The following is a 22,798-nucleotide window of genomic DNA, read 5'->3' as shown; positions in this document are numbered from 1 at the left end:
ACAAAAAACATAGTCCGGCTAATAGTCCTTATCCCCGTCATCGGCAGCAACATAGCGCCAGCGTACCGATGTCACCAATGGCTCGAGACTCAACCGCCCTATAATCTGCTCCAGCAGCGGATCCTGATTATTATCGGCACGAAACAATGCATTGACCTCAACGCGATTGCTGTCTTCAATATTGGTACTTTCCAGATCCTGAATATGCAGGACAGTGCCAAGATCACGCAGCAACAGTCCCCGTACATGCGCTTCGGCATCGCCCATACAGACAATACTGACAGCATAGCGGGTGCCGAACTCACCACCGCTGGCGGGTTGCCGGTCAATCAGATGCACCAGCGGCCGCAGAAACAAATTGACGCTGATGATAAATAAGGCGGCAATCGCTGCATGGAGATAAAAACCCGCGCCGCACATAACACCGACTGCCGCCGAGCACCATAAAGTCGCGGCGGTATTCAGCCCGCGAACATTAAAACCTTCCTTGAAAATGATGCCTGCGCCCAGAAAGCCGATACCGGAAACGATCTGCGCAGCCACGCGCGTCGGGCTGGTATCACCGTCAACCAGCAAGGCAAAAAGCACGAAAGTAGCGGCGCCAAGCGCCACAAGCGTATTGGTGCGCAGCCCTGCAAGCCGCTGACGCCATTGCCGCTCAAAACCAATCATACCGCCGAGTATAAACGCGGCCGTGAGACTGGCGAATGTATGCAGAAGGCTTTCAACAGAACTCATAATCTCTCTCGTTTTTCCTTCTGATAACAGCGGCGTATCTCAGCTATATGAAGGGAATATTCCGCATAGCTGCGTGTCAACAGCATCGGCAGCAGAACCCGCCCCGCCCGCAAGACGCAGTGTCCTGACTTTGTCCCTGTTTCCGGCAAGGCAGCGCCCTATATGGAAGATCAACAAGCCGGATCATTCCAATCTGCAAACCGGCATAGGAGGATATGATGTCACCCAACCTGACAGGTATTCATCACCTGACTGCGATCACCGCACAGGCGAAAGAAAACAAAAAATTCTACACTGATCTTCTCGGGATGCGACTGGTCAAGAAAACCATCAATCAGGATGATACCAGTGCCTATCACCTGTTTTATGCCGACGGTCAGGCCTCACCCGGCTCTGATCTCACTTTCTTCGACTGGCCGACTGCGCCGGAAAAACGCGGCACCCATTCCATCAGCCGCACTGGTCTGCGTGTTTCCGGTCAGGACTCGCTGGAATATTGGCGTAAGCGACTGAGCGATGCGCATGTTCAGGCTGGCGATATTCAGCTCATCGACGGACGCGCCTCTCTGGATTTTGAGGATTTCGAAGGTCAGCGTTTCCGTTTGCTGGACGACGGTAAAACCGGTGAATCGCATCCTTGGGAGAAAAGCCCTGTTCCCGCAGATCATCAGATCCGCGGCCTCGGCCCGATCACGATCAGTGTGCCTGATCTGAAATATACGGAGCCTTTTCTCATCAAGCTGATGAATATGCGCAAAACCCGTGACTATGCCTCACCGGATGGTCAGGGTCATGTCCATGTTTATGAAATGGGTGAAGGCGGGCCAGCGGCTGAACTGCATGTAGCTGTGCAGCCTGATCTGCCTGCCGCGCAACAAGGTGCAGGTGCTGCCCATCATGTCGCGTTTCGCACACCGGATGAAGCCGGTATGCAGGAATGGCTGCGTGTGCTGAATGACCACAAGATCCGCTCTTCCGGCGAGATCGACCGGTTTTATTTTCGCTCGCTCTATTTCCGCGAAGGCAATGGTGTGTTGTTTGAAATCGCGACAGACGGGCCGGGCTTTGCAAGCGATGAACCAATGGAAAGTCTGGGAGAGAGCCTCTCTCTGCCACCGTTTCTTGAAAGCCGCCGCGCTGCGATTGAACGCAATCTTAAAGCGCTGGACTAAACAAAAAAGCGGAGAGGTTTCCCTCTCCGCTTTTTATTTCTCGCCCGTTATATCAGCCTGCCAGCGTATAGGCAGTTTTGACGGTGGTATAGAATTCCGCCGCATAGCGTCCCTGCTCACGCGAACCATAGCTGGAGCCTTTGCGACCACCGAACGGTACGTGGAAATCCACGCCTGCGGTCGGCAGATTGACCATCACCATGCCTGCATCGGAATTGCGTTTGAAATGCGTGGCATATTTCAGGCTGGTTGTTGCAATGCCGGAAGACAGGCCGAAAGCCGTGTCATTGGCCGTTGCCAGCGCTTCTTCATAGGACTTAACGCGGATGACGCTGGCCACAGGGCCGAAGATTTCCTCGCGGGAAATACGCATCTGGTTTGTCGCCTCTGTGAACAAGGCCGGACGCAGATAGAAACCCGGTGTGCTGCGTTCCAGCTGCTCACCGCCAAAGGCCAGCTTGGCACCTTCCAGCGCACCCAGTGCAATATAATCCAAGTCTTGCTTGAGCTGACTGTCGTCTACTACAGGACCAATATGCGTGCCGGATTTCAGCGCATCATCAATCACCAGCGTTTTCATGCGGGCAACCAGTGCATCAACGAAACGGTCATGAATACCGTCCTGCACAATCAGGCGGGAAGACGCGGTGCAACGCTGACCGGTCGAGAAGAAAGATGAATTGAGCGCTGCTTCAACGGCCACATCAAGATCGGCATCATCCAGAATAACAAACGGATTTTTACCACCCATTTCCAGCTGGAATTTGCGGTTATGGACGATCGAAGCCGCAGCAACACGCTGACCGGTGCCTGTGGAGCCGGTGAATGTCAGGGCATGCACATCAGCGCTGTCGAGAATGGCCTGACCAACAACCGAGCCCTTGCCCATCACCAGATTGAGAACGCCTTTTGGCAGGCCCGCACGGTGCAGAATATCGACGATTGCATGGGCGCAGCCCGGTACCAGATCAGCCGGTTTGAACACCACGGTGTTCCCGTAGCAAAGAGCCGGTGCAATCTTCCATGCCGGAATAGCAATCGGGAAATTCCACGGCGTGATAATACCGACCACACCAACTGGTTCGCGGGTGATTTCCACACCGATATTCGGGCGCACGGATGGCAGAACTTCACCGGTAAGGCGCAGCGCTTCATTGGCAAAAAAGTCGAAAATCTGTGCGGCACGCATGGTTTCGCCAATGGCTTCCGGCAGGGTTTTACCCTCTTCGCGTGCCAGCAAGCGGCCGAGTTCTTCTTTGCGCGCCAGAATTTCATCCGAGGTTTTGCGCAGGATTGCATGGCGTTCCATAATGCCGGAACGTGACCAGGCCGGAAATGCAGCTTTGGCCGCGGCAATCGCATTCAGCGCATCGGCCTGAGAAGCGCGGGCATATTCACCCACCACATCATTGGTATCAGACGGGCTGATATTCGGGATCGCCTCGCCGCCAACCCATTCGCCGTCAATTAAATTCTTATGCAATGTCATATTCTGCAAACTCCCCTTTGCGAATAGCCGGTCACTCGTTCCGCCAGCACCATGCCATATATGATGCATCAAACTAATATCATTTAAAGCATTGTGACTATGGTTCAGGCCTCATAAAGCGATGCTCATTCGGAATGATCCTGATATATCAGTATCTACAAGAAAAATGGACGACTGTCATCACCTAATATTTTTATCTCCGCACAGCATCTTTGATAAAGCCCTGCGCACCCTATATAAATGACGAGACAAGAAACGGAGCGGAGCAGTCATGATTATCGGCGAAGCAGAAAAAGCATCCGGCATTTCAGCCAAGATGATCCGCTATTATGAATCCATCGGCCTGATTGATGCGGCTGAGCGCACGGCCTCCGGCTATCGCGTCTATTCCGACCGTGATGTGCAAAATCTGCGCTTCATCCGTCAGTGCCGTGATCTCGGTCTGTCGCTGGAACGGATTAAATTACTGCTCAATCTCTGGCGTAATGATCAGCGCGCATCTTCAGAAGTGAAGCAGATTGCGCTGGCGCATGTGGCTGAACTGGAAACCAAGATCGCTGATATGCGCTCTATGGCCGATACATTGCAGAAGCTCGCAGACCGTTGCCATGGCGATAATGATCCGGATTGCGCAATCATCAATGCTTTGTCGCTGCAAAATCAGATGACGCTCAATAAGAAAACCGGCAGCTCAAAAAGCAGCGCCAGGAAACAGCACCCGCATTGATCTTTTCCTGACCATTCTGCGCTTTTGTTTTATGTGCTCTTTTCTGAAGGCATATCAGGCAATGGCAGTTCAATAACAAAAACAAGGCCGTTTTTATCCCATATTTCCTTAAACGAGCCGCGCATCTGCACATCAATACTGAGCTGTTTGAGACGGGAGCCAAAACCACGCTGTGACGGCTCCTGCATAATTTGCGGCCCGCCGGTCTCCCGCCACTCAATCCGCATAAAACCCTCATGTGCAGATAGTTCGATGCGGACATGTCCCTGCGGCACAGACAGTGCTCCGTGTTTGACAGAATTCGTCATCAATTCGTGAAACACCAGACTCATCGGCGTGACATGGGCAACGGGGCATAAAAGTGCATCGCCTTCTATGGAAATGCGTTCCAGATCGGAAAAGACATAAGGCTGCGTAAGGCGGGTCAGCAATTCATTCAGTGAGATCGTGCTATGCTGCCCCGTAACAGCGGGTGTTTTCTGATAGGTCAGCTCAAATGCACCGGCCAGCGCTGTCATACGCTCCCGCATCTGACCGACATAATCCTGTACATCCGTCTTACCCCGTGCGGACAAGCTCATCAGGCTGATAATCACCGCGAACATATTTTTCAGCCGGTGGTTCAGCTCCTGCGCCACCACTTCCCGCTGCTCCAGTGCCAGTTGTTCAGCGGTCACATTCACAATCAGCCCGAGAACCGAAGGTTTGCCGATATCCGTATAGATACGCCTGCCGATACCCGTGACCCAGACCGGATGCGGTTGTTCTGTATCACGGATGCGGAAAGTCTCGCGGACAATATCGCCTGATGTCAGCGCGTTGCTCAAAGCAGTTTCGACGCGCAGCTTATCTTCTTCATGGACGAGAGGCATAAAATCCGTAACAAAATTGATTTTACGCCTGTCCTTAAATGCCAGCATGTGGCTGGCACGGCCATCAAGGCTTACTTCGGCATCTTCTGGGTTATACTCCCAGACACCGATATTACCGGCATCCAGCGCCATTTGCAGGCGCAATTGCGCTTCCAGAAGTTTCAGCTCTTTCGCACGGTTGCGCTTATCGGCCTGTATCAATGCCTCACTGACAACATCCAGCTCGCTAATGCCCGAGCCCAGCGGCTTTATCGCCTGCACATCTCCCACAGCCATAGCCTGTGCGGCCAATTTTCTGACCGGCTTCGAAATCCGGCGTCCAAAGAAGCCCGCCAGCAAGGCGCTCAGCAATAATGTACCCAGCAACAGAATGATAAAATAGGCAAAAGCCACCCAAACCGGCCAGTTCAGCTCCGAGCGGTTAACACCGATCGCAATGCGCCAGTCGCTCAGCGGCGAACGGATATAATAACCGGCCACCTGATTGCCATCGAGAATCTGTCCACGCCAGCGCCCCTGCTTATCCGTGGCTTCCGCACGCAATTTATCCGGTATCAGCTGCCCCGTATAATCATTGCTGTTATTATTACGCGCCAGAACCTGATCATTCTGATCCACCACAACCGCAATCCAGTTTTTGGATATACCGCTCAAATTCAGCAGATCAGTAATACGCTGTGCTTCCATGCTCAGCGCCAGAAAATAATTGATTTTCCCGTCAACAAAAACCGGACGAACCACCGTAAAACAAAAAGGTGTATTTTCATGAGCACGCCGCACACCCGTGACATAGGGTTTGCCTGCCGCTTTGGCAGCCGCAAGATCTGTTTTTGTCAGCAGCGGCAGATCACCGACCCGCGCAGGATCCGAGGCAACCAGCAGCTTCGCCTCAGGATCATAAACCGTAATATTGATGTTTAATTCCTGCGCCATATCATGCAGGGTCGTCTGGAGAATATCAAAACGGCCATTCTTCAGAATATTGGAATAGCTGATAATTTCAGCGGCGCGCTGAAGGCCGTAAACCTCGCGGTCGATTGTAACGGCGAGGGATTGGGTAACATCAAAAGCCTGATTTTCAATATGGCTTCTTTCCTGCAAAACCAGAAGCCATAGAAAAAAGCCGACCAATATAATCAGAGGAAGCAACAGAGCGAGCGCAAATAGCGTGAGATGTCGCTTCAAATCTGCCTCTCCCTGATCGGTTCAGTGCAGATGCCGGTCATTTTACGGGAAAACCCGTTCTGATGACGGTCAAACAAAGAACGATAGTCGCAATCTTTGACCAAACATAAAAAAATTATTTCATCATAGCAAGTCAGTAAAAAAGCTGACGATTGGTCAGGTTAATATTGCGATGTAACCTGTTTTTTATTGTCCTCGCCGGGCGTGGCATAAATACCGGCACTGATAAAGGGAAACATCTTTTCTTTGGAATAGCTGTTTCCGAACATCATATCATACTGAACCTGACGGTAATCCTGCAAAATCTGCGGCATTACCGGTTGTTGCATCCATCCGGCATGGGGCGTGTAATCTTTATCCAGCAGCAGATGGCCATCAATCACGCTATATTCCTGATGCACTTTGCCCAGAAAACCGGTGTAGTAAGGATGCTGGAGACCGGCCATTTCCAGAACATAAAGCGGCAGGAAAGACGGGCTGATTGTGCCGACACCGCGCAAACTGTCTGTACGGCTTGACCACAACACCAGCGGGGTTTCATGCTGCGCCAGCATATGATCGGCCGTATCCACGCGGCTGGCCGTACGGTTCTTCATATAACCGCTCTCAACATAGACATCACCGAGCGGCGGCAGATGATCGCCGAAGAAAACAATAATTGTTTCCCGCTCGCGCTTCTTCGCCCAAGCCATCAGCCGTCCGAGATTGATATCCGCATCCTGTGCGCCCTGTGCAAAAGACCGCACAGACCCTTTGGATGCCTCACTTACAGCGCTGTCAGCATTGGTAACAACTTTGATCTGACTGTCCGGATAACGGCTTGGCGCATAAGGACCATGCCCCTGCAGAGATACACCAAACAGGAAGAGCGGCTTTTCCGCCTCTTCAGCCGAGCGGATAATCTCGCTGGTGAATTCTTCATCGGAAGCCAGATGGCCTTTTTTCATCAGCTCCGGCAGATTTTCTTCGGACAGAAATTTATCAAAGCCGAAATTTTCGTAGACAGAGCCACGGTTCCAGAACCACTGGCGATAGGGATGCAGTGCACGGGTTTCATAACCCTGCTCGCTGAAGAATGAGGCCAGCGAAGGCACAGGTCTGCGCACATATTGCTGATAGGGAATGCTGCCATAAGGCAAAAAGGCATTCGAAAAACCGGTCAGCGCTTCAAATTCAACATTCGCCGTCATACCGCCGAATTCCGGCGAAAACACATGGCCAGACTGGTTGGCACGCACATTTTTGATCGGATCTTCATCAAAGGCCACACCCGGAAGACGGGATGGATCCCAGAAAGATTCGCTCATAATCACAATAACATCCGGTTTTTCATCATTGCGTGCAGCAACCGGAACAATGGTATTGCCGTGGGCAGAAGATGAGCCGCCCAGCAGACCGCTGTCATCATCCGCAGGGAATAAATATTCCGCAATGCTTGCAATCCGCTCCTGCGAATAGCCGTTCGGTGCAGAGACATTGGCCATGGGAATATTGAAAATAAACGCCACAACCAAACCGTTATGGGCGTAATTTTCTTTCTGATCCCACATCATCGGCACAATGCCCATGCGGTCGCGGATATAGGAGAAGCTGGAATAATCGGAAATACTGCCGAACCAGATCAAAGCCGGCATGGCCACAGCAAGACGCGCTGCACGCGCAGTCCAGCTCAGACGCGGCACAGAGCGACGGAAAAAACGCCAGCAAAAATACAAAGCCGCAAGAGCCGCCATCGAGGCGAGTACGATCAGCACCGCATCCAGTGGCCTGTCACGCACCAGCAATGGCATCAGATCAACAACCTGACGGGTATAAAGCAGATCACTCGGATAGAGCGGATCGCCGAGATACATGCCCTTTTGCCGGCTGAACCATGCAAGCCCGAGCAAAACCGGCGCAACGATCAAAACACCCTGCCACAAACGCCCCAGCAGGCTGTCCAGCAAAAACAGGGTGAGGAAAACAAGACCTAATGTTGTCCAGAGCGGGCGGTGTGTCAGCGTAAAATACTGCTTCCATGATGCAGCGGAACCGCGCATCAGCCACTCGGTCAGCATCACGACAGACAGGGTGAGGAACAGCGTTCCGGCTGTGGCAATCAATGCGCGCCAGAACCAGTGCCTGCGGGCAAAATATGCACAGAACCGGCCATTGCGCCGCGCCGCCTTCCGCTTATCCCCGTGATTCAGCGCGCTGTCAGAATAAGGGACAGTATGCGGTGCATGATGAGGGACCGGCGTTGCAAGATTGCTCAATGGGCAGCTTCCAAAATAACAGGAACTTTCCGGTTCCTGCAGCGTTACACGATGCGTCTGCCTGTTTGTCTCTGCCGGTAATTTTACCGGTCATTGCTGATAAAAAAGCAGTCACAAAGACTTCACAAAAACTTCACACAGGTGTTAGCTTTTAGGTAAACAGGCAGTCCGAAGCAAGAGATGACAAAGAGCAAAGACGACAAATTCCACCGCCGGATATGCTCCGGCACTGTTCTGCATTCAAAAAAACAAATTTGTAAAAAAACGTCACAAATAATGAAACATCGCCAGAACAATAATTCTCTATATTTTTCAAAGAGATGTAATTTTATTCGATATTTTTCCTCAGAAATATCTGGAAAAAAATTATCGCAGGCTTGTAATGTAGTTTTAAGATTTGTGATGTGTCGTGTAGGCTTATCATGCGGTGTAAACAGCCGCACGGCACTGCCGGGCATGATGTTTGCCAACTAAAAGACACGGAGCCTTTATGACAACTGCCCCGCTGAACAGTCAGATCGACTCCCCGCAGTATTTTCAGCCTGCTTTATCAGAGAATGATTTTCGTTTGCTCTTCACACAGCACCCTATTCCGATGTGGCTGTATGATCCGATTTCGCTCAAATTTTTATTGCTGAACGATGCTGCTTTTGAATTTTACGGCTATACGCCGGAGCAGATGAGCCGGATGACTGTGCTGGATATCCGCCCTGAATCCGAGCACGAACGCATGATCGCTGCCATCCACGCAGAAACTGACTTCGGAAAGCCGCAAATCTGGAAACATCTGAAAGCCAATGGCGAGACGATTGAAGTCATCACCTATGGACGGCGTACAAATTTCAACGATCAGCCTGCTATTCTCGCGATCATTCAGGATCAGACCGAAATCCGCAAAGCGCGCAATGAAATCAGCCAGACCCGCTCATTGCTCGACAGCCTGATCAAAAACCTGCCGATCGGGGTTTTCATTAAAGATATGCAGGATAGCGGGCGCTATGTTCTGTTTAATGAAACAGCCAGCGCCATTACCGGCAAAGAATCTGCGCATGTCATCGGCAAAGCCGATCATCAGGTTTTCAGTGAAGAAGATGCCCGCAATTTTATCACGCAGGATCAATATGTGATGGAGAGTGACAGTGTTTTTACTGTCGAAAATGAAATTCCGTTGCGCAGTCACAGCCGCCATGTACGGGTAATGAAACGCACAATTCCGTCGCAAAACGGAGAAAAGCCGCGTTATCTGATCGGGTTGATGGAAGATATCACGGAAGAACAGGCTCTGCAGGCGCATCTGACCTATACGGCCATGCATGACTCGCTGACAAATCTGCCGAACCGTGTCTATTTTTCGCGCCATACGACGGATTTATTCTCCAAAAAGGAAGCAATCCAGAGCCATGCCCTGCTGTTTCTTGATGTTGATCACTTCAAACATATCAATGACAGTATCGGCCATGCGGCAGGCGATGCCCTGCTCTGTCAGGTTGCGCGCCGTCTCAGCGCCTTTCTGAAACCGCAGGATTTTATTGCCCGTCTTGGCGGTGATGAATTTGCGATCATCCATCCTTTTGACCCGAAAAACCCTGATCACCGGCAGGAAATCGGCCATTTTGCAGAGGAAATCACCAATCTGTTCAGCAAGCCGTTTCATCTGGACGGCAGTCCTGAATATGTCGGCTGTACCATCGGTGTTGTCATTGCCCCCGAAGATGGTGAGGATATTGATACGCTGTTGCGCAATGCCGATCTGGCGCTTTATGCTGCCAAGGCAGACCGGCGCGGTGTCTACCGTTTTTATGAAAGATCCATGCGTGAGGCGGTCGAAAAACGCCACCGCACGGCTTTGGAATTGCATACCGCTCTGCAAAACAACGAATTTGTGCTGTTTTATCAGCCGATTTTCTCGCTGACGACAGATCTGATTACCGGTTGTGAAGCTTTGTTGCGCTGGCAGCATCCGACACGCGGACTGGTCGCACCGGATGATTTCATTCCGATTGCCGAAGATACCGGTATCATTTCTGCAATCGGTGCCTGGGTTCTGCGGCAGGCCTGTCAGGATGCCATTTCATGGCCGGAGAAAATCAAAGTTTCTGTCAATCTGTCGCCAGTACAGTTTAACAGCCGCAACATGCTGGACATGGTGAAATCCGCCCTTGAAGAAAGCGGCTTGCAGGCCAACCGTCTGGAACTGGAAATCACCGAAACAGTGCTGCTGTCCAATACCGAGCATAATACCGAATTGTTATTCGAATTGCGCAATCTGGGCGTGAGCATTGCCATGGATGATTTTGGCACCGGCTATTCGTCCCTTAATTATTTGCGCACTTTCCCTTTTGACAAGATCAAGATTGATCGCAGTTTTGTGTCCAATATTGATAATGACAAACGCAATCTGGCGATCATTCAGGCTGTGGTTTCTCTGGGCAGCGCGTTCAATATTGTAACGACGGCAGAAGGCGTGGAAACACAGGAACAGCTCACGCGCCTGAAAGACGAACAATTCGGTGAGGTACAGGGATTTTTTACCGGAAAACCGATGTCACAGCGCGATGTTTGTGACTTCATCGCGGGATATGACGGATAAAGAGACATAAAATCAAATAGTTAAGATAAATACATTTCTTTCGGAAAAAGCTCTTGACCTTCCCATCATGGGAAGCCCTATCTTCTTGTCAACATCAACAAAAGCGCTGACATGCGCCTGAAACTGACAAGAAAGGCAGGGCTTCCGCAGGCGGGACTTTCCGCATAATCAGCCCTGAAGATCATCATGACACAATCCGTTTCCTCCACTGTTCTGCTCTCTGTTGACGGTATGGGCTGCGGTTCCTGCGTGGCAAAAATTGAGAAAACCGCCAAAGCCGTTGAAGGTGTCAGCACCGTCAGCGTTGATCTGGCGAAAAAACAAGCCAGCATCGGTTTTTCGGCTCCGGCAAATGCCGCGACAATTGCCAAAGCCATTGATGCGGCAGGTTACGAAACAAAAATCCTCGGCTAAAGGCAGGAGTTTCTGTCATGACCAAACATAGTCACCCTGAGCAGACACGCTCGGGTCAGCCTGTTGTTACGCTTGATATTGACGGCATGACCTGCGCCTCCTGCGTCGGTCGTGTGGAAAAAGCCTTGCTCGCTTTGCCGGGCGTCAACAGTGCGACAGTCAATCTGGCGACACAACAAGCAACCGTGCGTTTTGCAGATAAGCCGGATGCAGGCCTTGCTGCCGAAGCTATCAAGAAAGCCGGTTACACCGCGCATATTCCGCAACCACCGGCACAAGTGGTGCTGGAAGTGGATGGCATGACCTGCGCATCCTGTGTCGGACGCGTGGAAAAGACCCTGCAATCCTCTGTCGGCGTTGCTGCAGCCTCCGTTAATCTGGTGACCAAACGCGCCAGCATCACGCTCAGTGATCCGTCAGTCACGCCGCAAATGCTGGCAGATATTGTCACTAAAAGCGGTTATCCGGCACAGCCTGTGGCAGCGGCCGCTCCTGCAAGTGGTGCGGAACGCCGTGCAGAGAAAAATGATGCCGAGATTAAAACCCTCAAGCGCGATGTACTGATTGCCGGTGCTTTGGCGCTGCCGGTTTTCATCACGGAAATGGGTTCGCATCTGTTCCCGCCGCTGCATCATTTTATTGCTGGTACAATCGGCACGCAGAACAGCTGGTATCTCCAGTTCATTCTCACAACACTCGTATTGTTTGGTCCGGGTCTGCGTTTCTTCCGTATCGGTATTCCTGCACTGTTGCGCGGCGGTCCGGACATGAACTCGCTCGTGGCTGTCGGCACATTGGCAGCATGGGGCTTCTCCGTAGTCGCCACCTTCATGCCCTCTGTCCTGCCAGCGCAAACCGTCAATGTCTATTATGAGGCAGCAGCGGTTATCGTTACGCTGATCCTGATCGGCCGCTGGATGGAAGCCCGCGCCAAAGGCCGCACATCCCATGCCATTGCCCATCTGCTCGGGCTTCAGGCCAAAACCGCTCGTGTGGTGCGTGACGGCGTGACACAGAATATTCCGCTGGAGGATGTGCGTGCAGGTGATCTGGTTCTGGTGCGTCCGGGTGAGAAAGTGCCGGTCGACGGCGAGATCACGGAGGGTACGTCTTATATTGATGAATCCATGATTACCGGTGAGCCTATTCCCGCCACGAAAAATGTCGGTGACACGGTTGTCGGTGGTACGGTCAACAAGACCGGCGCCTTCACCTATCGCGCCACCAAGGTTGGTGCGGATATGGTGATCTCGCAGATCATCCGCATGGTTGAAGACGCACAGGCCGATAAGCTGCCGATCCAGAACCTGATCGACAAGGTCACGACATGGTTTGTGCCTGCGGTTATGCTCGCAGCCTTTGTCACCTTCCTGATCTGGTTTATCTTCGGCCCTGAACCGGCCTTCACCTTTGCGCTGGCTAATGCCATTGCCGTGCTGATTATCGCCTGTCCTTGTGCCATGGGTCTGGCAACACCGACCTCGATCATGGTCGGTACCGGTCGCGGTGCGGAAATGGGTGTGCTGTTCCGCCGTGGCGATGCCCTGCAAAGCCTGCGCGATGCCGACATTATCGCTTTCGACAAAACCGGCACGCTGACCATTGGCAAACCTGTGCTGTCGCAGTTCCATACATTCGGCAATCAGAGTGCTGATGAGATGCTGGCTTTGGCAGCCGCGTTGGAATCCCGCTCAGAACATCCGATTGCGACTGCTGTGGTGCAGGCTGCGGAAGACAAGGGGCTGAAACAGCCGGAAGTCAAAGACTTTGAAGCTGTACCGGGCTTCGGCGTCAGTGGCATGGTTGACGGTCAGCCCGTCCATGTCGGCGCAGAACGTTTCATGAAAAAGCTCGGCATTGATGTCAGCACCGGTGCAGAGGCCGCAGCAGCAATGACTGCCAAAGCGCAATCCGTGCTCTATATGGCACGGGATGGTGCACTGGTCGCCGCCTTCTCCGTGGCGGATGAGCTGAAACCTACAACCAAAGCCACAATTGATGCCCTGCATAAGCTTGGCCTGAAAGTGGCGATGATTACCGGAGACAGCAAAGTCGTGGCAAATGCCATTGCTAAAGAACTCGGTATTGATGAGGTATCAGCGGAAGTTCTGCCGGATGGTAAAGTGGAAGCACTGAAGCGTCTCGCAGGTTCTGACCGTAAAATCATCTTTGTCGGCGACGGTATCAATGATGCACCGGCATTGGCTGCGGCTGATGTGGGTGTGGCTGTGGGCACCGGCACGGATATCGCTATTGAAAGCGCCGATGTGGTGCTGATGAGCGGCGATCTGACTGCTGTTGTGGATGCGATTGCTCTGTCCAAAGCGACAATCCGCAATATTCGTCAGAACCTGTTCTGGGCATTTTCCTATAATACCGCGCTTATTCCGGTTGCAGCAGGCCTGCTCTACCCGTTTTACGGCATCCTGCTCTCGCCGGTACTGGCTGCGGCAGCCATGGCATTGTCGAGCATCTTCGTGCTGACCAATGCGCTGCGCCTGCGCAGTTTCACCAGCACACGTTTATAAAAGCACCATCCTCCCAAGGCTAATGCTTTTAAACAAAACGCCGCCCGTAACAGGGCGGCGTTTTCATTGATTAGAGAATTGATTTACTTATTGTTTTACAGAATTTCCTGCGCTTTTTCCTGTCAGAATTAACTGTATCTGCGCCGATTCATTTGTTCTATTTTCAAATAAATGTTTCGAAGCACTTCCCGCTGTGCTTTACTGATCTATATTCTTCCCCATTCAATAAATAAGGGGTAGCATTGTGTTAGTTTCATTAACAGCCATCCTCTTTGCGTTCATAGGCATCGCGCTTGGTTATGGTGGCATAAAACTCGCCCTGCTGGGCGGCAGCCTTTATTACATTATTACAGCGGCCGGTTTCTTACTGACCGCCATACTGCTTTTCACCCGCCGTGCTGCGGCACTCTGGGTCTATGCCCTGATCATTCTCGGCACACTCGGCTGGGCATTTTATGAAGTCGGTTTTGACTGGTGGCCGCTCGGCTCACGCGGCGGCATTATTGTGCTGCTGGGTCTGTGGCTGTTGCTGCCACCGATCCGCAAAGCGCTCAGCCCTGCCAGCAGAGAAGTGGCACCAACGGTTGAACAGGCTCGCGCAGGCAGTGCCAGTCCTCTGCCGCTGCTGGGGGCAATCGCGGCCGCATTGATTGTTGCCGGTATCTCAATCACCAAAGATCCGCATAATCTCGACGGTTCTCTACCCACAGAAGCGGTCGCGGCAACACCGGATATGGGCAATACGGTACCGGATGGCGAATGGCATCAATATGGCCGCACGCAATATGGTCAGCGTTATTCACCGCTCACACAAATCACACCGGAAAATGTGGCTAGCCTGCAGCTTGCATGGCAATACCAAACCGGCGATGTGCGCCAGCCGCAGGATGTGACGGAAACCACCTATCAGGTGACACCGCTCAAGATTGAAGACACGCTTTATCTCTGCACGCCGCATAATATTGCCATTGCGCTGGATGCGGATACGGGCAAGGAAAAATGGCGCTATAACCCTGAGGTCAGCGCCAATACCCAGCGCCAGCACCAGACTTGCCGTGGCGTGACCTATTGGAAAGACCAGAGCGTTGCCGCAGATCAGGCCTGTTATGAGCGGGTTTATCTGCCGACATCCGATGCGCATCTGATAGCACTGGATGCCAAGACCGGCCAGATTTGCGAGAGTTTTGCTGATAAAGGTGTGCTCGATCTGACCCGTGGCATGAAATATAATCCGTCCGGCTATTATTACTCCACCTCCCCGCCAACTGCGATGGACGGAAAAATCATCGTCGGCGGCGCGGTGAATGATAATTTCTCGACGCAGGAACAGTCGGGCGTTATCCGCGCCTTTGATATTCTCACCGGTCAGCTGTTGTGGAACTGGGATTCCGGTAATCCTGATGTCACCACACCGATTGCGGACGGTGAGCATTACACCACCAATTCACCGAATAGCTGGTCGGTGTTCAGTGCCGATGAAAATCTCGGCCTCATCTATATACCGCTCGGTAATCAGGTGCCGGATCAGCTCGGTATGGGGCGCAGTGAGGCGGTAGAGAAATATTCTTCCTCCATCACAGCTCTGGATGTGAATACCGGACAGGTGCGCTGGGTACGCCAGACTGTGCATCATGATCTCTGGGATATGGACGTGCCTGCTCAGCCCGTGCTGCTCGACATTACCAATAAGAGCGGACAAGTTGTGCCCGCACTGGTAGGTCCAACCAAGCAGGGCGATATTTATGTGCTCGACCGGCGTACCGGTGAAGCGATTATTCCTGTGACCGAAGTTGCAGCCCCAACAGGTGCAATACCGGAAGACTTCTCCGCACCGACACAGCCGCTTTCCGGTCTCAGCTTCAATCCTCCGCCGCTGACGGAAGCCAATATGTGGGGGGCAACGATGTTCGATCAGCTTGCCTGCCGCATCCAGTTCCGCTCGCTGCGCTATGAGGGTCGTTACACCCCGCCTTCCCTGCAGGGTACAATTGTCTATCCCGGCAATTTCGGCGTCTTTAACTGGGGCAGCGTGGCAGTTGATCCGAAACGTCAGGTGATGTTCGGTATGCCGACCTATCTGGCCTTCACCTCACGCCTTGTGCCTGCGGATCAGATTCCGCCGAAAGGTGAGGATGAAAAAGCCAGCGAGCAAGGGTTGAACCGTAATGATGGCGCGCCTTACGGCGTATTTATGGGGCCGCTCCTGTCACCGCTTGGCATTCCGTGCCAGTCGCCGCCATGGGGCTATGTGGCCGGTGTTGACCTGCGCACAGGCAAGATCGCCTATAAACATAAAAACGGTACGGTAGAAGATATGGCACCGGTGCCAATTCCGCTGAAACTTGGCGTTCCGGGTATCGGCGGGCCGATGATTACCGCAGGCGGCGTTGCTTTCCTCGGTGCAGCGGTTGACGATTATCTGCGCGCCTATGACCTCACCACCGGTAAGCAACTCTGGCAGACACGCCTGCCTGCGGGTGGCCAGTCCACACCGATGAGCTATACCGGCAAAGACGGCAAACAATATGTGCTGATCGTTGCCGGTGGCCATGGTTCAGTCGGCACTAAAGCCGGTGATTATGTAATGTCTTACAAGCTGCCATAAGCCATACAGACATATAAAAAAGGGCGGAATTTCCGCCCTTTTTTACGTCACGCCTTGGGAGCAATTAAATCGTACAAATCGTCGAGCGGGTCAGAAAACGCACTTCACGGCCATTATCGAGCGAGAACATACCTCCCCGCCCCGGCACCACATCAATAATCAGATCCGTATGTTTCCATGCTTCATATTGCGAACGGCTGATATAAAACGGCGCACCGCCAATCTCACCCAATTGCACATCCTGATCACCGATCAGAAAATCACCTTGTGCATAGCACATCGGCGATGAACCATCACAGCAACCGCCGGACTGGTGAAACATCACAGGGCCATATTCTGCCTGCAATTCGGCAATCAGTTTGAGGGCGTCAGGCGTCGCAGTCACTTTGTTCAGCGGTGCTGTATTCGTGTTCATTTCTGCTTCAGTCATGACACCCTCCACTTTGTGATCTATTTGGTCATATCCATCACGATACGGCCTTCGATTTCACCTTTGCGCATCTTGTCGAAAATCGCGTTGATATTCTCCAGCCTGTCAGTGCTGATCGTCGCCTTCACTTTACCATCTGCAGCGAAATCAAGCGACTCCTGTAAATCCAGCCTTGTGCCGACAATGGAACCGCGCAGTGTCACGCCATTCAGCACCATGTTGAAAATCGACACCGGAAACTCACCGGCAGGCAGACCGTTGAAAGCAATCGTGCCGCCACGCGACATCATCCCCAGCGCCTGCTGGAACGCTTTTGGCGAGACCGCTGTCACCAATGCGCCCTGCGCACCGCCATCGGTCAGTTTTTTCACTTCGGCTGCCGGATCATTGCTGGTTTTGGCATTGACGGTTGCGACTGCCCCCAGTCGTCGCGCCAGATCAAGTTTGGCATCATCAATATCGACAGCCACAACATTGAGCCCCATGGCTTTGGCATATTGCACCGCCATATGGCCAAGCCCGCCGATACCGGAAATCACCATCCAGTCACCGGGTTTGGTATCCGTGACTTTCAGCCCTTTATAAACGGTCACACCAGCGCAAAGTACCGGCGCGATTTCGTTAAACTCGATATTCTTCGGCAAATGGCCGACGAAATTCGGATCAGCCACCACATAATCGGCAAAACCGCCATTCACAGAATAGCCGGTATTTTCCTGAGATTCACACAAGGTCTCCCAACCACCGAGACAATGGTTGCAATAGCCGCAAGCCGTATAAAGCCATGGAATACCAACGCGATCACCTTCCTTGACATGTTTGACACCGGCACCGACGCCGGAGACATAGCCCACACCTTCATGTCCCGGAATAAATGGCGGATTTGGTTTCACCGGCCAATCGCCTTCAGCCGCATGAAGATCGGTGTGACAGACACCGGATGCCTGAATAGCAACCTGAATTTGCCCCGGCCCAGGCACGGGGATCGGCACTTCATCAATTGTCAGGGGTTTTCCGAATTCACGTACAACAGCGGCTTTCATAGTTTTTGCCATAACAATCTCCTTTGGCAGAAAGAGAGGCACTCCTTCTGCTCCATTCATGACACCAACATTACGGAAAGTCGGCGAGCCGGATGACCGGATCACCGTGGCTGAAGCATTTCACAATCAGGCCGGATCAGCCTGACAGCCGTGGAATGCAACCACATTCAGAGCGTTTGCAACGCATCCTACTCACTGCGTTCGCTCTCATTTTTTGTTATGCATATCTCCCCCGAAACCGGTCATGACTTCGGGGGAGATCATTTCGTCAGATCAGAAGAAGCCCAGTTTCTTAGGGCTGTAGCTCACCAGCATATTTTTGGTCTGCTGGTAATGATCGAGCATTTTCAGATGATTTTCGCGCCCTATTCCGGATTGCTTGTAACCACCGAAAGCCGCGTGTGCCGGATAAGCATGGTAGCAATTTGTCCAGACGCGCCCTGCCTGAATACCACGGCCAAAGCGGTAAGCACGGTTGCCGTTACGCGTCCACACACCGGAACCAAGGCCATAAAGCGTGTCATTGGCAATCGAGAGCGCTTCCTCATCCGTTTTAAAGGTCGTGACAGAAACCACAGGACCGAAGATTTCTTCCTGAAAAATCCGCATCTTATTGTGGCCTTTGAAGACCGTCGGCTTCACATAGAAACCGCCGGCCAGATCACCGCCAAGCTGGTTACGTTCGCCACCGGTCAGCACTTCCGCGCCTTCCTGACGACCGATATCCATATAGCTGAGGATTTTTTCCAGCTGTTCCTGCGAGGCCTGCGCGCCGATCATGGTTGCCGGATTGAGCGGATCGCCCTGCACAATTGCCTCAACGCGCTTCAGCGCTTTTTCCATGAATTTGTCGTAGATTTTTTCATGGATCAGCGCACGGCTCGGGCAGGTACAAACCTCACCCTGATTGAGCGCAAACATCACAAAGCCTTCAATGGCTTTGTCGAGATAATCATCATCTTCCGCAGTCACATCTTCAAAGAAGATATTCGGCGATTTACCACCCAGCTCCAGCGTGACCGGAATAAGGTTCTGACTGGCATATTGCATAATCAGACGGCCGGTAGTGGTTTCACCGGTAAAGGCGATTTTGGCAATGCGCGGGCTGGAAGCCAGCGGCTTACCGGCTTCGAGGCCGAAACCGTTGACAATATTCAGCACACCGGCAGGCAGCAGATCGCCGATCAGTTCCGCCAGCACCAGAATAGAAGCCGGTGTCTGCTCAGCCGGTTTCAGCACCACACAGTTACCCGCAGCCAGTGCCGGTGCCAGTTTCCACACCGCCATCAGGATCGGGAAGTTCCACGGAATAATCTGCCCGACCACGCCCAAAGGTTCATGGAAGTGATAGGCGACTGTATCGTGATCGATTTCAGAAATGCCGCCTTCCTGCGCACGGATAGCACCGGCAAAATAGCGGAAATGGTCAATCGCCAGCGGCATATCGGCATTGGTGGTTTCACGGATCGGCTTGCCATTGTCCCAGGTTTCAGCCTCGGCCAGCAGTGCCAGATTATCCTGCATCCGGTCAGCGATTTTATTGAGGATCAGCGCACGTTCTGCGGCACTGGTGCGCCCCCATGCTTCTTTCGCGGCGTGGGCGGCATCGAGCGCCAATTCCACATCCGCTGCATCGGAACGGGCAATCTCGCAGAGAACCTGTCCGTTGACCGGTGAAATATTCTCAAAATAACGTCCGGATTTCGGTTCGACCCATTTGCCGCCGATGAAATTGCCATAACGTTTGGCAAATTTAGGATGAACTGTCCGGTTTACTTCAACCTTGTTCATTGTCTCTCTCCCTGTTTTTCGCTCATTATCAGCACGCTATCTCTCCTCAGATAGACATGCCTGAACTCACAAATAATGTTGCGGGAAATACGCGGCTTGTCATGAGGCCAGCGGAGCACTCATCACAAACTCTTGCCCGCAATGTCGCAAGAATGAGACAGTTTGAGAGATGGCTTTAAATTCGTGCATCCCGTCCAAAAAACATTTCACATTTTCCGGAATGCCGCGCGGCTCAGCCGTTTCGTCTGATTTGCAAACGGTTGAGCTTACGATGCAGGGTTGCACGGCTCATGCCAAGAATTTTGGCTGCCGAGGAAATTTTCCCCTCAGCCCGTGCAAGGGCGCGGATAATGACACCGCGTTCAGCTTCGGCCATATCCATATCCTGCTCAGCCAGCGTTCCGAAGAAATCGGCCGCAGGAACCGGATCTTTCAACCCGTCTTCGCCCAACCCCAGTGCCAGACGTGCGGAACGGCTGGCACCAATCACCATATCATCACGATCAATTGCCAGCAGTGCGCCGCTGTTATGCTCAGTGACAGGTGCCAGAACAATGCGGGCTTTCTGGAAATGATAGCGGAAATAATCTGTCTCAATCTTGCGTGCCGCGTCATTCACCGCAGCAAAAATCAACCCTGCATAGGCCTCAGTCAGGTCAGACCGGCAGGAGGATACATCAAGCACCGCAACAAGTTGCCCTGTATGATCGTGGATCGGGGCAACAGAGCAGGAAAGCCCAGCATTTCTTGCATGAAAATGCTGGTCACGGTGAATTGTCACTGCGCGTTGCTCGACAATACAGGTGCCAATGCCATTGGTGCCCTCACAGGCTTCACTCCAGACGGCACCCGTCCACAGTCCCCATTTATGAAATGTCTTATCGTCCGCAACAGCCCCGCGCCGCTCCACCGGCACACCAGTACCGTCAGCCAGTAATACACAACAACCGATGCCGCCAACTGACAGAAACAGACGATCCAGCACCGGTTGTGCCAGATGGGTCAGCGGCTCGACATATTCCTGCACTTCGCGCAGTTTCTGAGCGGTGATAGTTTGGGGTTTGCCGGGATCCTGTGGTTTCAACCCGTGCAGACGGGCAGACCGCTGCCATGAGGCAACGAGAGCCGAGCGCGCTGCACCGCTGCCACGAATGGCAGAGTGAACCCGCTCCGCATGAGCGCTGAAGACTGACTGACCTGCCGCGGCGGATATTTCGCCTGACTGAATGCTCATTGCTGGCTCTCCTCCAGAGCTTCACTCAGTGTCTGCACAGAGAATGGTAGTCCAGATTTATGCTGCTGTGAAGAGCATGAGGATGAGACCCAAAGGAGGAGAAACTATGGCTGTAAAAACAAACACCGCAGCCGGAAGTTTCCTGCTGCGGTGTGAAACTATAAGTGGATAATATGAAAAACGTTACGCCGCTTCCTCATGATAACCGGTTTCGGTTTTCATAAACTGATCCAGCGCCGCGATCTCGTTTGCTGTCATGACCAGCCCGCGTTTGCTGCGTCGCCAGACAATATCTTCTGCGGTCAGTGCCCATTCCTGCACCATCATATAACGCACTTCAACTTCATAAAGATCGGCGCCAAAATGCTGACCGAGATCTTTATAATCCGCTGCATTGCCCAAAATCCACTGCGCGCGCGTACCATACATGCGGAACAGTCGTGCCGCATGAGACGGTGCCAGAAAAGGATAATGCGCAGCAAATTTCGCGCTCATCCGGCCAAAATCCTGCACCGGAAAATCACCACCCGGCAATGGCGCCTTATGTGTCCATGGCGCACCTTTTTTACCGAGAAAATGCTCAATCTTCTGCATCATATGCTCGGATAAACGGCGATAGGTCGTGATTTTGCCGCCGAAAATATTAATCAGCGGTGCTTTATTCTCACCGGCATCATCCTTCAGCACATAATCGCGCGTGGCTTCCTGCGCCTTATCGGCTCCGTCATCATAGAGCGGACGGACACCGGAATAAGCCCAGACAATATCTTCGCGCTTTACCGGCTCGCGGAAATATTCACTGGCGGCAGAGCACAGATAATCGCTCTCGGCATCAGTGATTTCCACTTTCGCCGGATCACCGTGATAGTCCTGATCTGTGGTGCCGATCAGCGTAAAATCATTTTCATAAGGAATAGCAAAAATGATGCGCCCGTCATTATTCTGGAAGAAATAAGAACGATCGCCGTCGAATTTCTTACGCACCACAATATGGCTGCCCTGCACAAGACGCACATTATGCACCTCGGCCAGACCTTCCACACCGGCAAGCACACGGTCAACCCACGGGCCGGCAGCATTCACCACGAGCTTTGATGTCACCTCACTGGTTTTGCCCGAGCGCAAATCCAGCAATGTCAGATGCCAGATATCAGCTGTGCGCCGCGCAGCAATGACTTTGGTGCGGGTGCGGATTGTTGCGCCGCGTTCCTTGGCATCCATCGCATTGAGTGCCACAAAACGCGCATCATCAACCCATGCATCGGAATATTCAAAAGCCTTGGTGAACAGGTCTTTCAGCGGTGCCGCAGCCTTATCGGTTTTCATATTCAGGGTGCGGGTTGCAGGCAGCAATTTGCGCCCGCCAATATGGTCATAAAGGAACAATCCCAGACGCAACAGCCATGCCGGACGCACACCGCCGCGATGATAAGGCAGAATGAAACGCATTGGCTTGACCACATGCGGGGCATTAGCCCAGATCACTTCGCGCTCCATCAGGGCTTCACGTACCAGCCGGAATTCATAATGCTCCAGATAGCGCAATCCACCATGAATAAGTTTGGTTGCACGGGAGGATGTACCGCTTGCCAGATCTTTCATTTCGGCCAGACCGGTGCGGAAACCACGCCCTGCAGCATCGCGGGCAATGCCGCAGCCATTAATACCGCCGCCAATAATGAAAATATCGTAGTCCGTATTTGCAACCACGTCGCAAGCTCCGCC

15 protein-coding genes are annotated in these 22,798 nt (G+C 52.6%); 6 read left to right on the top strand and 9 right to left on the bottom strand.

Annotation, left to right across the window (positions count from 1 at the left end):
* Nucleotides 1-18 precede the first annotated feature (18 nt).
* On the bottom strand, nt 19-738 hold the full coding sequence (locus tag BKD14_RS02380) for an MgtC/SapB family protein (RefSeq protein ID WP_075654121.1): 720 nt from the start codon (nt 736-738) through the stop codon (nt 19-21).
* A 218-nt stretch (nt 739-956) separates the two neighbouring features.
* Here BKD14_RS02380 and BKD14_RS02375 point away from each other — a divergent pair, with 218 nt between their 5' ends.
* Entirely contained in the window at nt 957-1,910 is a 954-nt protein-coding gene (locus tag BKD14_RS02375) for a VOC family protein (protein ID WP_075654739.1), read from the top strand.
* A gap of 52 nt (nt 1,911-1,962) precedes the next feature.
* On the opposite strand, the gene BKD14_RS02370 is transcribed toward BKD14_RS02375, so the two are convergent.
* Complete coding sequence (locus BKD14_RS02370; RefSeq protein WP_075654120.1) at nt 1,963-3,399, bottom strand: aldehyde dehydrogenase family protein; 1,437 nt, start codon at nt 3,397-3,399, stop codon at nt 1,963-1,965.
* A gap of 271 nt (nt 3,400-3,670) precedes the next feature.
* Between BKD14_RS02370 and cueR the strand changes: the two genes are divergently transcribed.
* Nucleotides 3,671-4,126, top strand: a complete 456-nt coding sequence (gene cueR / locus BKD14_RS02365; RefSeq protein WP_075654119.1) for a Cu(I)-responsive transcriptional regulator — start codon at nt 3,671-3,673, stop codon at nt 4,124-4,126.
* A gap of 29 nt (nt 4,127-4,155) precedes the next feature.
* Here cueR and BKD14_RS02360 read toward each other — a convergent pair whose 3' ends face one another.
* Together BKD14_RS02360 and BKD14_RS02355 are read right to left on the bottom strand one after the other, a co-directional pair.
* On the bottom strand, nt 4,156-6,183 hold the full coding sequence (locus BKD14_RS02360) for a sensor histidine kinase (protein ID WP_075654118.1): 2,028 nt from the start codon (nt 6,181-6,183) through the stop codon (nt 4,156-4,158).
* 161 nt (nt 6,184-6,344) lie between these two features.
* Nucleotides 6,345-8,438: an LTA synthase family protein gene (locus tag BKD14_RS02355; protein ID WP_075654117.1), complete on the bottom strand. Its 2,094-nt coding sequence runs from the start codon at nt 8,436-8,438 to the stop codon at nt 6,345-6,347.
* A 490-nt stretch (nt 8,439-8,928) separates the two neighbouring features.
* Here BKD14_RS02355 and BKD14_RS02350 point away from each other — a divergent pair, with 490 nt between their 5' ends.
* The 4 genes from BKD14_RS02350 to BKD14_RS02335 all read left to right on the top strand — a co-directional run bounded on the left by BKD14_RS02350 (nt 8,929) and on the right by BKD14_RS02335 (nt 16,575).
* A complete protein-coding gene (locus BKD14_RS02350) occupies nt 8,929-11,028 on the top strand; it encodes a bifunctional diguanylate cyclase/phosphodiesterase (RefSeq protein WP_075654116.1) in 2,100 nt (699 codons plus the stop codon).
* A gap of 186 nt (nt 11,029-11,214) precedes the next feature.
* Nucleotides 11,215-11,442, top strand: a complete 228-nt coding sequence (locus BKD14_RS02345; protein ID WP_075654115.1) for a heavy metal-associated domain-containing protein — start codon at nt 11,215-11,217, stop codon at nt 11,440-11,442.
* A gap of 17 nt (nt 11,443-11,459) precedes the next feature.
* Nucleotides 11,460-13,970 (top strand): heavy metal translocating P-type ATPase, encoded by a 2,511-nt coding sequence (locus tag BKD14_RS02340; protein WP_075654114.1) that lies wholly within the window; start codon nt 11,460-11,462, stop codon nt 13,968-13,970.
* A gap of 244 nt (nt 13,971-14,214) precedes the next feature.
* Complete coding sequence (locus tag BKD14_RS02335; RefSeq protein WP_075654113.1) at nt 14,215-16,575, top strand: glucose/quinate/shikimate family membrane-bound PQQ-dependent dehydrogenase; 2,361 nt, start codon at nt 14,215-14,217, stop codon at nt 16,573-16,575.
* A 64-nt stretch (nt 16,576-16,639) separates the two neighbouring features.
* Here BKD14_RS02335 and BKD14_RS02330 read toward each other — a convergent pair whose 3' ends face one another.
* From BKD14_RS02330 to glpD, 5 genes are all read right to left on the bottom strand, one after another.
* Nucleotides 16,640-17,005, bottom strand: a complete 366-nt coding sequence (locus BKD14_RS02330; RefSeq protein WP_022710747.1) for a DUF779 domain-containing protein — start codon at nt 17,003-17,005, stop codon at nt 16,640-16,642.
* A 20-nt stretch (nt 17,006-17,025) separates the two neighbouring features.
* Nucleotides 17,026-18,060, bottom strand: coding sequence for a zinc-dependent alcohol dehydrogenase (locus tag BKD14_RS02325; RefSeq protein ID WP_028233590.1), 1,035 nt, complete (start codon nt 18,058-18,060; stop codon nt 17,026-17,028).
* 261 nt (nt 18,061-18,321) lie between these two features.
* Nucleotides 18,322-19,839 carry an aldehyde dehydrogenase gene (gene adh, locus BKD14_RS02320; RefSeq protein ID WP_075654112.1) on the bottom strand — a complete coding sequence of 506 codons (1,518 nt, stop codon included), beginning with the start codon at nt 19,837-19,839 and terminating at the stop codon, nt 18,322-18,324.
* A gap of 232 nt (nt 19,840-20,071) precedes the next feature.
* Nucleotides 20,072-21,073, bottom strand: coding sequence for a GAF domain-containing protein (locus BKD14_RS02315; protein WP_075654111.1), 1,002 nt, complete (start codon nt 21,071-21,073; stop codon nt 20,072-20,074).
* Nucleotides 21,074-21,256: 183 nt separating this feature from the next.
* Nucleotides 21,257-22,783, bottom strand: a complete 1,527-nt coding sequence (gene glpD, locus BKD14_RS02310; RefSeq protein WP_022710743.1) for a glycerol-3-phosphate dehydrogenase — start codon at nt 22,781-22,783, stop codon at nt 21,257-21,259.
* Nucleotides 22,784-22,798 lie beyond the last annotated feature (15 nt).

This window comes from Pseudochrobactrum sp. B5, from assembly GCF_001939785.1.
GTDB classification, from domain to species: Bacteria; Pseudomonadota; Alphaproteobacteria; order Rhizobiales; family Rhizobiaceae; genus Pseudochrobactrum; species Pseudochrobactrum saccharolyticum.
Note: the sequence above shows the minus strand (reverse complement) of the source record. Positions and strands in the feature narration are given on the sequence as shown.